At 64.1% G+C, this 14,237-nt stretch carries 11 protein-coding genes; 1 reads left to right on the forward strand and 10 read right to left on the reverse strand.

Features of this window, described 5'->3' with window-relative positions:
• Nucleotides 1–105: 105 nt before the first annotated feature.
• Nucleotides 106–396, forward strand: coding sequence for a hypothetical protein (locus ACIGFL_RS11275; protein ID WP_397497239.1), 291 nt, complete (start codon nt 106–108; stop codon nt 394–396).
• Nucleotides 397–596: 200 nt separating this feature from the next.
• Here the strand turns inward: ACIGFL_RS11275 and ACIGFL_RS11280 are convergent, their stop codons facing one another.
• From ACIGFL_RS11280 to sdhA, 10 genes are all read right to left on the reverse strand, one after another.
• Nucleotides 597–989 carry an MAPEG family protein gene (locus tag ACIGFL_RS11280; protein ID WP_397497240.1) on the reverse strand — a complete coding sequence of 131 codons (393 nt, stop codon included), beginning with the start codon at nt 987–989 and terminating at the stop codon, nt 597–599.
• A complete protein-coding gene (locus tag ACIGFL_RS11285; protein ID WP_397497241.1) occupies nt 986–1,720 on the reverse strand; it encodes a DUF599 domain-containing protein in 735 nt (244 codons plus the stop codon). Before ACIGFL_RS11285 ends, ACIGFL_RS11280 begins: the two co-directional genes overlap by 4 nt.
• Nucleotides 1,721–1,821: 101 nt before the next feature.
• Nucleotides 1,822–3,135, reverse strand: coding sequence for a branched-chain amino acid transport system II carrier protein (brnQ, locus tag ACIGFL_RS11290; RefSeq protein ID WP_397497242.1), 1,314 nt, complete (start codon nt 3,133–3,135; stop codon nt 1,822–1,824).
• 430 nt (nt 3,136–3,565) lie between these two features.
• Nucleotides 3,566–4,453 (reverse strand): succinate--CoA ligase subunit alpha, encoded by an 888-nt coding sequence (gene sucD, locus ACIGFL_RS11295; protein ID WP_003240843.1) that lies wholly within the window; start codon nt 4,451–4,453, stop codon nt 3,566–3,568.
• Nucleotides 4,453–5,619: an ADP-forming succinate--CoA ligase subunit beta gene (gene sucC, locus ACIGFL_RS11300; RefSeq protein ID WP_397497243.1), complete on the reverse strand. Its 1,167-nt coding sequence runs from the start codon at nt 5,617–5,619 to the stop codon at nt 4,453–4,455. The genes sucD and sucC overlap by 1 nt, the downstream gene beginning before the upstream one ends.
• A 241-nt stretch (nt 5,620–5,860) precedes the next feature.
• Entirely contained in the window at nt 5,861–7,297 is a 1,437-nt protein-coding gene (gene lpdA / locus ACIGFL_RS11305; RefSeq protein ID WP_397497244.1) for a dihydrolipoyl dehydrogenase, read from the reverse strand.
• Between the two features lie 66 nt (nt 7,298–7,363).
• Nucleotides 7,364–8,596 carry a 2-oxoglutarate dehydrogenase complex dihydrolipoyllysine-residue succinyltransferase gene (odhB, locus tag ACIGFL_RS11310; RefSeq protein WP_397497245.1) on the reverse strand — a complete coding sequence of 411 codons (1,233 nt, stop codon included), beginning with the start codon at nt 8,594–8,596 and terminating at the stop codon, nt 7,364–7,366.
• A gap of 66 nt (nt 8,597–8,662) precedes the next feature.
• Nucleotides 8,663–11,494: a 2-oxoglutarate dehydrogenase E1 component gene (locus ACIGFL_RS11315; protein ID WP_397497246.1), complete on the reverse strand. Its 2,832-nt coding sequence runs from the start codon at nt 11,492–11,494 to the stop codon at nt 8,663–8,665.
• A 248-nt stretch (nt 11,495–11,742) separates the two neighbouring features.
• Entirely contained in the window at nt 11,743–12,450 is a 708-nt protein-coding gene (locus ACIGFL_RS11320; RefSeq protein WP_021442752.1) for a succinate dehydrogenase iron-sulfur subunit, read from the reverse strand.
• Between the two features lie 11 nt (nt 12,451–12,461).
• On the reverse strand, nt 12,462–14,234 hold the full coding sequence (sdhA, locus tag ACIGFL_RS11325) for a succinate dehydrogenase flavoprotein subunit (protein WP_021442751.1): 1,773 nt from the start codon (nt 14,232–14,234) through the stop codon (nt 12,462–12,464).
• Nucleotides 14,235–14,237: the final 3 nt, after the last annotated feature.

Genomic DNA, 14,237 nt, shown 5'->3' on the forward strand with positions numbered 1-14,237 from the left:
AGACCGGCGAGGCGCACGGGGAACTTAAGCACATCCGCTCGCTCCAACAGGGTGCGCATGGGATCAGCCCAGCCGCCTATAACTTCCACACATGGAGTGCCGACCGTGAACAAACCTCTGACTTATGCCCTGCTGCTTGCCGCTACCCTGGGTCTCGCCGCCTGCGAGAAGACCCCGGAAGACAAGATGGAGTCGGCCAAGGAGTCAGTCTCCGAAGCCATGGAGAACCTGGGCGATGCCGCCAAGGAAACCGGTGACGCCATCGAACAGAAAGCCGACGAAGTGATGGGCACCGAGCCGAGCACCGGCGAAAAAATTCAGGACGCCGCCGAAGACGCCGCCGATGCCATCGAAGAGGCCGGCGACGAAGCCAAGGACGCCGTCGAAGGCCAGTAAGGCCCGAGCAACGAAAAGGCCCGCGATTGCGGGCCTTTTCGTTTAGAGCCTGCTTGAAAGGCTCGCGAGCTAGAGCCATGCAAGGCGAGAACAGGCGAGGGCCGGTCGGAGTCGCGTTCGACTTTACGAGCTGTAAATGAGCATTCCGAGCCTGTTTTCAACGCAGCAGGGCCGACGCGCAGCAGACTTTGAACGGGTTCTTACAGCGCCGGGCTGAGCATCAGCAGCAGACTGCACAGCAGGCCAACCACCCAGACCAGGCTGCGCTGCCAGTGCAGGTCGTACCAGTAGAACAGCAGGTACAGCACCCGACTGACCACGAAGGTCACCGCCAGCACGTCCACCAGCACGCCGTAGGTCTGGGTGACGTGGGCCATCAGCACACCGGCGGCGAACAGCGGGAAGGCTTCGAAGCTGTTCAGGTGGGCGGCCAGGGCGCGGGCACCGAAGCCCGTCAGGCGGCCCTGCTGGGCACGCGGATGACGGTTGTCGTAGCGCCCGCCGCCCTCCTCGGCCATCGCCTTGGCCACCGGGGCCTTGGCGATGAAGATCAGCAAGGCGCTGATGAAAACGCACCAGAACGGCAGACTCATTCGCTCTTCTCCTTGGCCACTTCGGCGGCCGGCGTTGGGGTATAGACCATCACTTCCAGCACGTCCGAGTGGAATTCGCGGCGATACAGCACCAGCACCACACCGGCTGTGACCAGCATGAAGAACCAGGGATTGATGAACCAGGCCAAGGTGGCCATGCCGAAATAGTAGGCGCGCAGGCCCTGGTTGAACTGGTTGGCGGCCATCGAGATGACCCGTGCAGTGCGTTCGGCGAAAGCCTTGCGCTCCTGTTCGGTGACATGCCGCTCGCCAACCATGGGCGCCGAACCGACCAGCACCGCGGCGAAGTTGTACTGGCGCATGCACCAACTGAAGGTAAAGAAGGCGTAGACGAACACCACGCCCAGGCCCAGCAGCTTGACCTCCGATAGCTCGCGGCTGGCCGGTTGCACGAATGGCAGATCGGCCAGCAGTGACACCGCGCGGTCAGACGCGCCGAGCACGGTAAGGATACCGGCGAGGATGATCAGGGTGCTGGAGGCGAAGAAGGAAGCGTTGCGCTCCAGGTTGCCGATCACGTTGGCATCGGCGATGCGGTTGTCGCGCAGCAGCATGCGGCGCATCCAGTCTTCCCGGTACAGGTGCAGGACGCTGGCCAGGCAGGGCGTGGCGCGCCCCTTCCACAGTGCATAGCGGGTGTAGCCGGCCCAGCAGACGACGAACCAGAGGGCAGCCAATAGATGAGGCAAGTAATAATCGCTGATGGGCATGCCAACTCCTTATAGAACTGGCGGCGATTATAGCCAGGGCGCCCCACAGGTTGCCCAAGAAAAAGGCCGCCTCGCGGGCGGCCTCTCGTGACGCTGGCGACTCAGGCCACAGCCGGCTGGCGCAGGGCCAGCAGCCGGTCGAGCGTCGCGGCCAGCACCAGGGTCACCAGCACCGGCAGCAGCCAGCCCAGGCTCTGGTCGGCCAGCGGCAGTTGGCCGAACCAGGCCGGCACCTGCTCGCCCCACCCCGCCGCGGCGATGCCGTCGGCCACGCCGAACACCAGGGTCACCGCCATCACCGGCACGAACACCAGGGGCTGCGAGACCCACAGGCGGTTGGCCAGGCTCAGCGCCACCAGCACGATGGCCAGCGGATACAGGCCCACCAGCACCGGCACCGAGACGCTGATCAGCTGGGTCAGGCCCTGGTTGGCCACCCCCAGGCTGAACAGGCCGAAGACGATCACCACGCTGCGGTAGGACACCGGCAGCAGGTTGCTGAAGAACTCGCCGCAGGCGGTCAGCAGGCCCACTGCGGTGGTCAGACAGGCCAGGGTGATGACCACCGCCAGCAGCAGGCTGCCGGTGGTGCCGAAGGTGTGCTGCACATAGGTGGTCAGCACCTGCACGCCGTTCTGCGCGTCGCCGGCGATGCCCTGGCTGGTGGCGCCAAGGTAGAACAGCGCCAGATAGACCAGCGACAGGCCGATGGCGGCGATCACTCCGGCGATCACCGAGTAACGGGTGATCAATCCGGCGTCGCTGATGCCGCGGTCGCGGATGGCGCTGGCGATGACGATGCCGAACACCAGCGCGCCGAGGGTATCCATGGTCAGGTAGCCCTGCAGGAAGCCCTGCACCAAGGGCGCCTCGCGGTAGCTGTCGGCCACCGTGCCGATCTCGCCGGCCGGGGCGAACAGCGCGGCGCCACCGAGCACCAGCAGCGCCGCTAGCAATACCGGGGTGATGAACTTGCCGATGCGGTCGACCAGTTGCCCGGGGTTGAGCGAGAGGAACAGCACCGCGGCGAAATAGGCCAGGGTATAGAGCAGCAGCGGCAGGCCCTCGTTGCCGGTGAAGGGCGCGATGCCCATCTCGAACGACACCACGGCGGTGCGCGGGGTGGCGAACAGCGGGCCGATGGCCAGGTACACCGCCACCGCCAGAATGGCGCCGGCGACCTTGCCGATGGGCGCGGTCAGGCGCTCCATGCCGCCACCGACGCGGGCCAGGGCGACCACGGTGAGCAGCGGCAGGCCGACGCCGGTGAGCAGAAAGCCCAGCGCCGCCGGCAAGAGGTTCTCGCCCGCCGCCAGACCGGCGCTGGGCGGGAAGATGATGTTGCCGGCGCCGAGGAACAGCGCGAATGTCATGAAGCCGAGGGCCAGGAGGTCCGAGCCTTGCAAACGAGTCATAGAGGGGAATACCACAAGCAGGAAATCGAAGAGTTGCGGAGGTTTCCTTCAGGGATCGGGGAAACGTCGCCCGAGCGTTTGGCCCGAACCACTAAAGGCATCGCCAGGCGCTTGTGGCGCCACGGACACCGAATAGTTGCGATACTAACGAAATTTGCTCGGCAGCAGCACAGTTGCCGGACGAGCTGTCGAACTGGCGTAACTCGCTGTCGCATGCCCGACAGTTGCACGGCAGCAGCGACAACTGCCCTACCCCACTTGCCTTCCTGCAGGAGCGAACGGGTGGCGTTCCGTTTTATTCGCGATCGCACTACGAGCTTCGCGGATAAATCCGCTCCTACCCGAACCTGCGCAACATCCACAGGCACCAGGAACATGCCCAAACAAAAAGGCCACCCGAGGGTGGCCTTTTTGCGAGAGTCAGAAACGCTTAAGCGTTCTTGACTTCCCAACCGGTCAGCTCGGCCAGGGCCTTGCCGATGTCAGCCAGGGAACGCACGGTTTTCACACCGGCGTCCTGCAGTGCAGCGAACTTCTCGTCTGCAGTGCCCTTGCCGCCGGAGATGATGGCGCCAGCGTGGCCCATGCGCTTGCCGGGAGGAGCGGTCACACCGGCGATGTAGGAAACCACCGGCTTGGTGACGTTGGCCTTGATGAAGGCAGCCGCTTCTTCCTCGGCCGAACCGCCGATCTCACCGATCATGACGATCGCTTCGGTCTTCGGATCTTCCTGGAACAGCTTGAGGATGTCGATGAAGTTGGAGCCCGGGATGGGGTCACCGCCGATGCCCACGCAGGTGGACTGGCCGAAACCGGCGTCGGTGGTCTGCTTGACGGCTTCATAGGTCAGGGTGCCGGAACGGGACACGATGCCGACCTTGCCTGGCAGGTGGATGTGACCCGGCATGATGCCGATCTTGCACTCGCCGGGAGTGATCACGCCCGGGCAGTTCGGGCCGATCAGGCGTACGCCCAGCTCGTCGCACTTGACCTTGGCTTCCAGCATGTCGATGGTCGGGATGCCTTCGGTGATGCAGACGATCAGCTTGATGCCGCCGTTGGCCGCTTCCAGGATCGAGTCCTTGCAGAACGGAGCCGGAACGTAGATTACCGACGCTTCGGCGCCAGTGGCTTCCACGGCTTCCTTGACGGTGTTGAACACCGGCAGGCCCAGGTGGGTGGAACCACCCTTGCCCGGAGTGACGCCGCCGACCATCTTGGTGCCGTAGGCGATCGCTTGTTCGCTGTGGAAGGTGCCCTGCGAGCCGGTGAAGCCCTGGCAGATGACCTTGGTGTCTTTGTTGATCAGGATGCTCATTACTTACCCTCCGCGGCCTTGACGACCTGCTGGGCAGCGTCGGTCAGGCTGGTTGCCGCGATGATGTTCAGACCGCTGTCGGCCAGGACCTTGGCGCCCAGGTCGGCGTTGTTGCCTTCCAGACGAACGACCACGGGGATCTTCACGCCGACTTCCTTGACCGCGCCGATGATGCCTTCGGCAATCATGTCGCAGCGCACGATGCCGCCGAAGATGTTGACCAGAACGGCTTTGACGTTGTCATCGGAGAGGATGATCTTGAACGCTTCGGTCACGCGCTCTTTGGTCGCGCCACCGCCTACGTCGAGGAAGTTGGCCGGCTGACCGCCGTGCAGGTTGACGATGTCCATGGTGCCCATGGCCAGGCCGGCGCCGTTGACCATGCAGCCGATGTTGCCTTCCAGCGCGACGTAGTTCAGTTCCCACTTCTGCGCATGGGCTTCACGCGGGTCGTCCTGGGACGGGTCGTGCATGGCGCGCAGCTTGGGCTGACGGTACATGGCGTTGGAGTCGATGTTGATCTTGGCGTCCAGGCAGTGCAGGTTGCCGTCGGCCTTGATCACCAGCGGGTTGACTTCCAGTAGGGCCAGGTCGTAGTCCTGGAACAGCTTGGCCAGGCCAACGAAGATGTGGGTGAACTGCTTGACCTGATCGCCTTCCAGGCCCAGCTGGAACGCCAGCTCGCGGCCCTGGTACGGCTGCGCGCCGACCAGCGGATCGACGGTGGCCTTGAGGATCTTCTCAGGGGTTTCGTGGGCCACTTTCTCGATGTCCACGCCACCTTCGGTGGACGCCATGAACACGATGCGACGGCTGGAGCGATCGACTACCGCGCCCAGGTACAGTTCCTTGGCGATGTCGGTGCAGGATTCGACCAGGATTTTGCTGACCGGCTGACCGTTGGCGTCGGTCTGGTAGGTCACCAGGCGCTTGCCCAACCAGTTGGCGGCGAAGGCCTTGGCGTCTTCTTTGCTCTTGACCAGCTTTACGCCACCGGCTTTGCCGCGGCCACCAGCGTGGACCTGAGCCTTGACGACCCACTCGCTGCCGCCGATTTTTTCGCAGGCTTCTGCGGCTTCTTCCGGGGTGTCTACCGCGAAGCCCTTGGATACGGGCAGGCCGTATTCAGCGAACAGCTGCTTACCCTGATACTCGTGAAGATTCATGCTTGTCTACCGTCTTCGTTTAGGTATTGCGCATTCGGCGCTGTACTTGTGATACCGCGCCACCTGTGACTGCCGAAGCAGTCCGCCGGGCTTTCCGCCGCGAGTCGAACTCGACGCGGGCCACCCGCCGTGGTTCTGCTTGCAAACACCACCGTGGCGATGAGGCGATTACGCGACGCCCCGCCTACCACGGCGGCTTACAACAACTTGCGTGGCCGGACGGGCCGGCCACCTCTGCCGCTTAGCGCTTCTTGCGGTTGGCGATATGAATGGCGCCGCCATTCACCGCCAGGGCTGCCTCGTGCAGCGCCTCGGACAGCGTCGGGTGGGAGAAGACCATCATGCCCAGGTCTTCGGCGCTGGTGCCGAACTCCATGCCGATCGCGCCCTGCTGCACCAGTTCGGCAGCGCTCGGGCCGATCACGTGAACGCCCAGCACGCGGTCGGTCTCGGCATCGGCGATGACCTTGACCAGACCACCGGTGTCGTTGGCGGCCATGGCGCGACCGCTGGCGGCGAACGGGAAGGTACCGACGTTGACGGCAACGCCTTCGGCCTTCAGCTGCTGCTCGGTCTTGCCGACCCAGGCGATTTCCGGGTGGGTGTAGATCACCGACGGGATCAGGTCGTAGTTCATCTGCGCCTTGTGGCCGGCGATGCGCTCGGCGACCATCACGCCTTCTTCCGATGCCTTGTGCGCCAGCATGGCACCACGCACCACGTCACCGATGGCGTAGACGCCCGGCACGCTGGTGGCGCACTGGTCGTCGACGTAGATGAAGCCGCGCTCGTCCAGGGTCACGCCGCTGTCGGCGGCCAGCAGATCGGTGGTCACCGGACGACGGCCCACGGCCACGATCAGCTTGTCGAAGGTCAGCTTCTGCTCGCCTTCGGCGTCGGTGAAGCTCACGGTGACCTGCTTCTTCTTCACTTCCGAACCGGTCACGCGGGCGCCCAGGCGAATCTGCAGGCCCTGCTTGGTCAGGGTCTTCAGGGCTTCCTTGGCGATCTGCTCGTCGGCGGCCGGGAGGAACTTGTCCAGCGCCTCGATCACGGTGACTTCCGCGCCCAGGCGCGACCACACCGAGCCCAGCTCCAGGCCGATGACGCCGGCGCCGATCACGCCCAGCTTCTTCGGCACGCTCTGGAACTCCAGGGCGCCGGTGGAATCGACGATCACGTCCTGATCGACCGGGGCCGGCGGGATGTCCACCGGACGCGAGCCGGATGCCAGGATCACGTTGCCGGCTTCGATGACCTGGGTCTTGCCGTCCTTGTCGGTGACTTCGACCTGCTTGTTCGCCAGCAGCTTGCCGTGGCCTTCCAGCAGGGTCACGCCGTTGGCCTTGAACAGGCCGGCAACGCCGCCGGTGAGGTTCTTGATGATGCTGTTCTTGCGCGCCACCATGGCCGGGACGTCGATGGTCACGCCCTTGGCTTCGATGCCGTGCACGGCGAAGCCGTCTTTGGCTTCGTGATACTTCCAGGAGCTGTCCAGCAGCGCCTTGGACGGGATGCAGCCGACGTTCAGGCAAGTACCGCCGAGGGCGACCTTACCCTCCTTGTCCTGGTACTTCTCGATGCAGGCGGTCTTCAGACCGAGCTGCGCTGCTTTGATGGCCGCTACGTAGCCACCAGGGCCGGCACCGATGACTACCACGTCGAATTTCTGGGTCATAACGTATTCCTTCTCGAATAAACCGGACGGCCCTGTGAACAGGGCCGCCGTGGGAGAGACTGGCTTTTAGATATCCAGCAGCAGACGCGCCGGGTCTTCCAGCAAGTTCTTGATGGTCACCAGGAAGGTCACGGCTTCCTTACCATCGATCAGGCGGTGGTCGTAAGACAGCGCCAGGTACATCATCGGGCGGATCACCACCTGACCGTTGATCGCCATCGGACGCTGGATGATGTTGTGCATCCCCAGGATGGCCGCTTGCGGCGGGTTGACGATCGGGGTCGACATCATCGAGCCAAAGGTACCGCCATTGGTGATGGTGAAGGTACCGCCGGTCATCTCCTCGATCGACAGCTTGCCGTCTTTGGCCTTCTTGCCGAAGGTGGCGATGCCGCTCTCGATCTCGGCCAGGCTCATCAGCTCGGCGTTGCGCAGCACCGGCACCACCAAGCCGCGGTCGCTGGATACGGCGACGCCGATATCCTGGTAGCCGTGGTAGACGATGTCGTTGCCATCGATCGAGGCATTGACCGCCGGCAGGCGCTTGAGGGCCTCGACAGCGGCCTTGACGAAGAACGACATGAAGCCCAGGCGCACGCCGTTGTGGGTCTTCTCGAACAGCTCCTTGTACTTCGCGCGCAGCGCCATGACTTCGGTCATGTCGACTTCGTTGAAGGTGGTCAGCATGGCCATGGAGGACTGCGCCTCGACCAGACGCTCGGCGATCTTGGCGCGCAGGCGGGTCATCGGCACGCGCTTCTCGGTGCGGTCGCCAGCGGCGAAGACCGGAGCGGCAGCGGCCGGAGCGGCGGCAGGCTTGGGCGCCTGCGGGGCCGGGGCGTTCTTCTTGGCTTCGACGGCGGCGACCACGTCTTCCTTGGTCACGCGGCCACCCTTGCCGGTGCCGGCAATGCTGTTCGGGTCGATGCCGTTCTCTTCGGCCAGCTTGCGCGCGGCCGGCGAGAGGATGGCGTCGTCGCCAGCGGCAGCCGGGGCGGCGGCCTGAGCCGGAGCAGCAGCAGCGGCGGCCGGAGCGGCAGCCGGAGCAGCGGTGGCGGCACCGCCTTCGCTCAGTTTGCCCAGCAGCTCGTTGGAGAGCACGGTGTCGCCTTCGTTCTTGACGATCTCGGCCAGGACGCCATCGGCCTCGGCCAGCACTTCGATCACCACCTTGTCGGTCTCGATGTCAACGATCAGCTCGTCGCGCTTGACCGCATCGCCCGGCTTCTTGTGCCAGGTGGCCACGGTGCCGTCGGCAACCGATTCCGGGAAGGTTGGGGCTTTGATCTCGATAGCCATTGTGTGTGTTTCCTTAAATTCGGTTTTTACCAGGAGGCGACACCCGCCGCCCCCTGGGTGAAGGCGTTAAACAGTAAAGGCGTCCTGCAGCAGTTTTTCCTGCTGTTCGGCGTGCATCGAGGCGTAACCGCAAGCCGGTGCGGCCGAGGCCTCGCGACCGGCGTACTCGAGGAACAGGGCCTTCTTGTGCGCACTGGCAACCCGGCGCATGTGGTGCTGGCTGCAGTACCAGGCGCCCTGGTTCATCGGCTCTTCCTGGCACCAGACGATGTGCTTGAGGTTCTTGTACGGCGCCATCACCTCGGCCAGATCCTCTTCCGGGAACGGGTAGAGCTGTTCGATACGGACGATGGCGATGTCCTCGCGCCCCTCGGCACGACGCTTCTCCAGCAGGTCGTAGTAGACCTTGCCGCTGCACAGGATCAGACGCTCGACCTTCTTCGGATCGAGTGCATCGATCTCGCCGATCACGGTCTGGAACGAGCCTTCGGCCAGGTCTTCCAGGGTCGAGATGGCCAGCTTGTGGCGCAGCAGCGACTTCGGCGTCAGCACCACCAGCGGCTTGCGCAGCGGGCGGATCACCTGGCGACGCAGCATGTGGTAGACCTGCGCCGGGGTGGTCGGCACGCAGACCTGCATGTTGTGCTCGGCGCACAGCTGCAGGTAGCGCTCCAGACGCGCCGAGCTGTGCTCGGGGCCCTGCCCTTCGTAGCCGTGCGGCAGCAGCATGGTCAGGCCGCAGAGACGACCCCACTTGTGCTCGCCGCTGGAGATGAACTGGTCGAACACCACCTGGGCACCGTTGGCGAAGTCGCCGAACTGGGCTTCCCAGATCACCAGCGCGTTCGGCACCGTGGTCGAGTAGCCGTATTCGAAGGCCAGTACCGCTTCCTCGGAGAGGAAGGAGTCGTACAGCTCGAACTTCGGCTGCCCTTCGTAGAGGTTCTTCAGCGCCACATAGGTGCTGGCGTCCTTCTGGTTGTGCAGCACCGCGTGACGGTGCGAGAAGGTGCCACGGCCGATGTCCTGGCCGGTCATGCGGATCGGGTGGCCTTCGAACAACAGGGTGGCGTAGGCCATGGTTTCGGCGTAGCCCCAGTTGATCGGCAGACCGCCTGCGCCCATCTTCTGGCGATCCTCGAGAATCTTCGCCACCTGGCGCTGAACCAGGAAACCCTCGGGGATTTCCAGCAGCTTGGCGGACAGATCCTGCAGGGTCTTCAGATCGAAGCGGGTGTCGTGACGAGCGGTCCAGGCATGGCCCAGGTACGGACGCCAGTCGACGAACAGCTCCTTGTTCGGCTCCTTGACCAGGCTCTTGACCACGTGCTGGCCGTTGTCCAGCGCAGTGCGGTACTCGTCGATCTTGGCCTGCACCTCGTCGCTGCTCTGCACGCCGGCGGCAACCAGGGCGTCGGCGTAGAGCTCGCGGGTGGTGCGCTGCTTGGCGATCTGCTGGTACATCAGCGGCTGGGTGCCGTTCGGCTCGTCGGCCTCGTTGTGGCCACGACGACGGTAGCAGACCAGGTCGATGACCACGTCGCGCTTGTACTGCATGCGGTAGTCGACGGCCAGCTGGGTGACGAACAGCACGGCTTCCGGATCGTCGCCGTTCACGTGGAAGATCGGCGCCTGGATCATCTTCGCCACGTCGGTGGCGTATTCGGTCGAGCGCGAGTCTTCCGGACGGCTGGTGGTGAAGCCGACCTGGTTGTTGATCACGATGTGGATGGTGCCGCCCGTCTTGTAGCCACGGGTCTGCGACATCTGGAAGGTTTCCATGACCACGCCCTGACCGGCGAAGGCCGCGTCGCCGTGGATGGAGATCGGCAGCACCTTGTCGCCAGCGGCGTCGTTGCGACGATCCTGACGGGCACGCACCGAGCCCTCGACCACCGGGGAGACGATCTCCAGGTGCGAGGGGTTGAACGCCAGCGCCAGGTGCACTTCACCGCCGGCGGTCATGACGTTGGAGGAGAAGCCCTGGTGGTACTTCACGTCGCCGGAAGACAGCCCCTCGGTCTTCTTGCCCTCGAACTCGTCGAACAGGTCGCGCGGGTTCTTGCCGAAGGTGTTGACCAGCACGTTGAGGCGGCCGCGGTGGGCCATGCCGATGACGATTTCCTTGGTGCCGTAGGAACCCGAGCGCTGGATGATCTCGTCCAGCATGGGGATCAGGCTTTCGCCGCCTTCCAGGCCGAAACGCTTGGTGCCCGGGTATTTGGTGCCCAGGTATTTTTCCAGGCCTTCGGCAGCGGTGACGCGCTCGAGCACGTGTGCCCGCACCTCGGCGGAGAACTGCGGACGACCGCGCACGCTTTCCAGGCGCTGGGCGAACCAGTGGCGCTGACCGGAGTCGACGATGTGCATGAACTCGGCGCCGATGGTGCGACAATATGTCTGCTGCAGCGCATCGCGAATTTCGCGTAGCGTTGCTTCTTCCTTGCCGATGTACAGTTCGCCGGTGCGGAAGGTGGTGTCCAGATCGGCGTCGGTCAGACCGTAGTGGTTGATCGACAGGTCGGACGGCGCAGTGCGCACCCACAGCCCCAGCGGATCGAGCTGGGCGGCCTGATGGCCACGCACGCGATAGGCCTGGATCAGACGCAGCACTTCCACCTGCTTCTTCTCGTGCTCGCTGCTCACGGTTCCCGCGGAAACCGGCTGGGCACGACGCGAATTCTTGGCGAGCAGGACGAAGTGGTCGCGAATGGTCGAATGCGACACGTCCATTGCAGCGCTGCCGTCGGTCGGCAACTTCTGGAAGTAAGTGCGCCACTCTTCTGGCACAGCGTTGGGATCGTGCAGGTAGAGCTCGTAGAGCTCTTCCACGTAGGCAGCGTTGCCACCGGATAGGTGGGCACTGTCCCACATGCGCTGCATCACGCTTTCTTGCATGCTTGGTCACCCTCGGTAAGGGGACACCACCGGCGTGGACACCGCATGGTCGTACCCGAGCCCTGGTGCTGCGACTCGGATAAAGCCACTTCGGTTCCCGCAGATAGTCCGGGTACCAGCCCGGATGCCCCTGCTGGTCGTCATATTTTTCGAGTAGGAACCGCGGCTTTGTGGGCTGCGGTTCTGGCTTTACTGCGAGACCGACCGAAGCCGGGCTCGCAGGTGTTACGGGTACAGCAACTTGCGAATCAGGTACCGCTCTGCAGCAGCATGTTGCGTACGTGACCGATGGCCTTGGTCGGGTTCAGACCCTTGGGGCACACGTTCACGCAGTTCATGATGCCGCGGCAGCGGAACACGCTGAACGGATCGTCCAGCGAGGCCAGACGCTCGGCGGTCTTGGTGTCGCGGCTGTCGGCCAGGAAGCGATAGGCCTGCAGCAGCGCGGCCGGACCGAGGAACTTGTCCGGGTTCCACCAGAACGACGGGCAGCTGGTCGAGCAGCAGGCGCACAGGATGCACTCGTACAGGCCATCCAGCTTCTCGCGCTCTTCCGGACTCTGCAGACGCTCGATGGCCGGAGCCGGGGTATCGTTCTGCAGGAACGGCTGCACCTTCTCGTACTGCTTGTAGAAGATGCTCATGTCGACGACCAGGTCACGAATGACCGGCAGACCCGGCAGCGGACGAATCACCAGTTTGCCGCCTTTCAGCCCCGCCGCGGACAGCGGGGTGATGCAGGCCAGGCCGTTCTTGCCGTTGATGTTCATGCCGTCGGAACCGCATACGCCTTCACGGCAGGAGCGACGGTAGGAGAAGCCTTCGTCCTGCTCCTTGATCAGCGCCAGCACGTCGAGAACCATGACGTCCTTGCCGCCGGTGTCGACCTGGAAGTCCTGCATGAACGGAGCGGCGTCTTTCTCCGGGTTGTAGCGATAAACACTGACTTGCAACATATCAGTCACCCTTAATAAGTCCGAACCTTGGGTTCAAATGCCGGAACGGTCTTCGGCGCGAAGTTGACCGCACGCTTGGCCACGCGCTTCTCACCCGGGAAGTACAGGGAGTGGCACAGCCAGTTCTGGTCATCGCGCTCCTCGAAGTCTTCGCGAGCGTGGGCGCCACGGGACTCTTTGCGAGCCTCGGCCGCCACCGCGGTCGCTTCGGCGACTTCGAGCAGGTTTTGCAGTTCCAGCGCTTCGATACGCGCAGTGTTGAACGCCTGGCTCTTGTCCGCGATCTTGACGTTCGCGATGCGCTCACGCAGGTCGGCCAGTTGTTGGATGCCCTTCTGCATGTATTCGCCGGTACGGAATACACCGAAGTAGTTCTGCATGCACTGTTGCAGCTCTTTGCGCAGCGGGGCGACGTCTTCGCCGGTGCTGCGCTGGTTGACGCCGGACAGGCGCGCCAGCGACTGCTCGATGTCGGTCTCGCTGGCACCGCGGACTTCCACGCCTTCTTTCAGCGCTTTTTCCAGGTGCAGGCCGGCAGCACGGCCGAATACCACCAGATCGAGCAGCGAGTTGCCGCCCAGACGGTTGGCACCGTGCACCGATACGCAGGCCACTTCGCCCACGGCGAACAGACCTTCGATGATCTTGTCGTTGCCGTTGGCGTCCTGGGTGATGGCCTGGCCATGGATGTTGGTGGCCACGCCGCCCATCATGTAGTGGCAGGTCGGAATCACCGGAACCGGCGCGACCACCGGATCGACGTGAGCGAAGGTCTTGGACAGTTCGCAGATGCCCGGCAGGCGGCTGTGCAGCACTTCTTCGCCGAGGTGATCGAGCTTGAGCAGTACGTGGTCCTTGTCCGGGCCACAGCCGTTGCCGGCGATCACTTCCTTGACCATGGAACGGGCGACCACGTCGCGACCGGCCAGGTCCTTGGCGTTCGGCGCATAGCGCTCCATGAAACGCTCGCCATGGGCGTTGATCAGGTAACCACCCTCGCCACGGCAGCCTTCGGTGACCAGTACACCGGCGCCGGCGATGCCGGTCGGGTGGAACTGCCACATCTCGATGTCCTGCACCGGCACGCCGGCACGCAGGGCCATGCCCACGCCGTCGCCGGTGTTGATCAGGGCGTTGGTGGTGGAGGCGTAGATACGACCGGCACCGCCGGTGGCCAGGACCACGGCCTTGGAGCGGATGTAGACGGTTTCGCCGGTCTCGATGCAGATGGCGATGATGCCGACGATGGCGCCGTCCTGGTTCTTCACCAGGTCGACGGCGTACCACTCGTTGAGGAACGAGGTGCCGGCCTTCAGGTTGGCCTGGTACAGGGTGTGCAGCAGGGCGTGACCGGTACGGTCGGCCGCGGCGCAGGTACGGGCTGCCTGGGTCGGATTGTCCGGACCCTTGGACTGACCACCGAACGGACGCTGGTAGATGCGGCCCTGCTCGGTACGGGAGAACGGCAGGCCCATGTGCTCGAGCTCGAACACCGCTTCCGGACCGACGGAGCACATGTATTCGATAGCGTCCTGGTCACCGATGTAGTCGGAACCCTTGACGGTATCGTACATGTGCCAGCGCCAATCATCGTTCGGGTCGGCCGAAGCGATGGCGCAGGTGATGCCACCCTGAGCGGAAACGGTGTGCGAACGAGTCGGGAACACTTTGGTGACCACGGCAGTCTTGTGACCGCCCTGGGCCAGTTGCAGCGCAGCACGCATGCCGGCGCCGCCGCCACCCACGATGATGGCGTCATAGGAGAGAGTACGGATGCTAGCCATGAA

The organism is Pseudomonas sp. NPDC077649, assembly GCF_044542855.1.
Classification (GTDB): Bacteria; Pseudomonadota; Gammaproteobacteria; order Pseudomonadales; family Pseudomonadaceae; genus Aquipseudomonas.

Excerpts from the sequence above, each read along its gene's own strand:
- ACIGFL_RS11320 (WP_021442752.1), bottom strand. The coding sequence starts at position 12,450 with ATGTTGCAAGTCAGTGTTTATCGCTACAACCCGGAGAAAGACGCCGCT.
- brnQ (WP_397497242.1), bottom strand. The coding sequence starts at position 3,135 with ATGACTCGTTTGCAAGGCTCGGACCTCCTGGCCCTCGGCTTCATGACA.
- ACIGFL_RS11285 (WP_397497241.1), bottom strand. The coding sequence starts at position 1,720 with ATGCCCATCAGCGATTATTACTTGCCTCATCTATTGGCTGCCCTCTGG.
- sucD (WP_003240843.1), bottom strand. The coding sequence starts at position 4,453 with ATGAGCATCCTGATCAACAAAGACACCAAGGTCATCTGCCAGGGCTTC.
- sdhA (WP_021442751.1), bottom strand. The coding sequence starts at position 14,234 with ATGGCTAGCATCCGTACTCTCTCCTATGACGCCATCATCGTGGGTGGC.
- lpdA (WP_397497244.1), bottom strand. The coding sequence starts at position 7,297 with ATGACCCAGAAATTCGACGTGGTAGTCATCGGTGCCGGCCCTGGTGGC.
- ACIGFL_RS11280 (WP_397497240.1), bottom strand. The coding sequence starts at position 989 with ATGAGTCTGCCGTTCTGGTGCGTTTTCATCAGCGCCTTGCTGATCTTC.
- ACIGFL_RS11315 (WP_397497246.1), bottom strand. The coding sequence starts at position 11,494 with ATGCAAGAAAGCGTGATGCAGCGCATGTGGGACAGTGCCCACCTATCC.
- odhB (WP_397497245.1), bottom strand. The coding sequence starts at position 8,596 with ATGGCTATCGAGATCAAAGCCCCAACCTTCCCGGAATCGGTTGCCGAC.
- sucC (WP_397497243.1), bottom strand. The coding sequence starts at position 5,619 with ATGAATCTTCACGAGTATCAGGGTAAGCAGCTGTTCGCTGAATACGGC.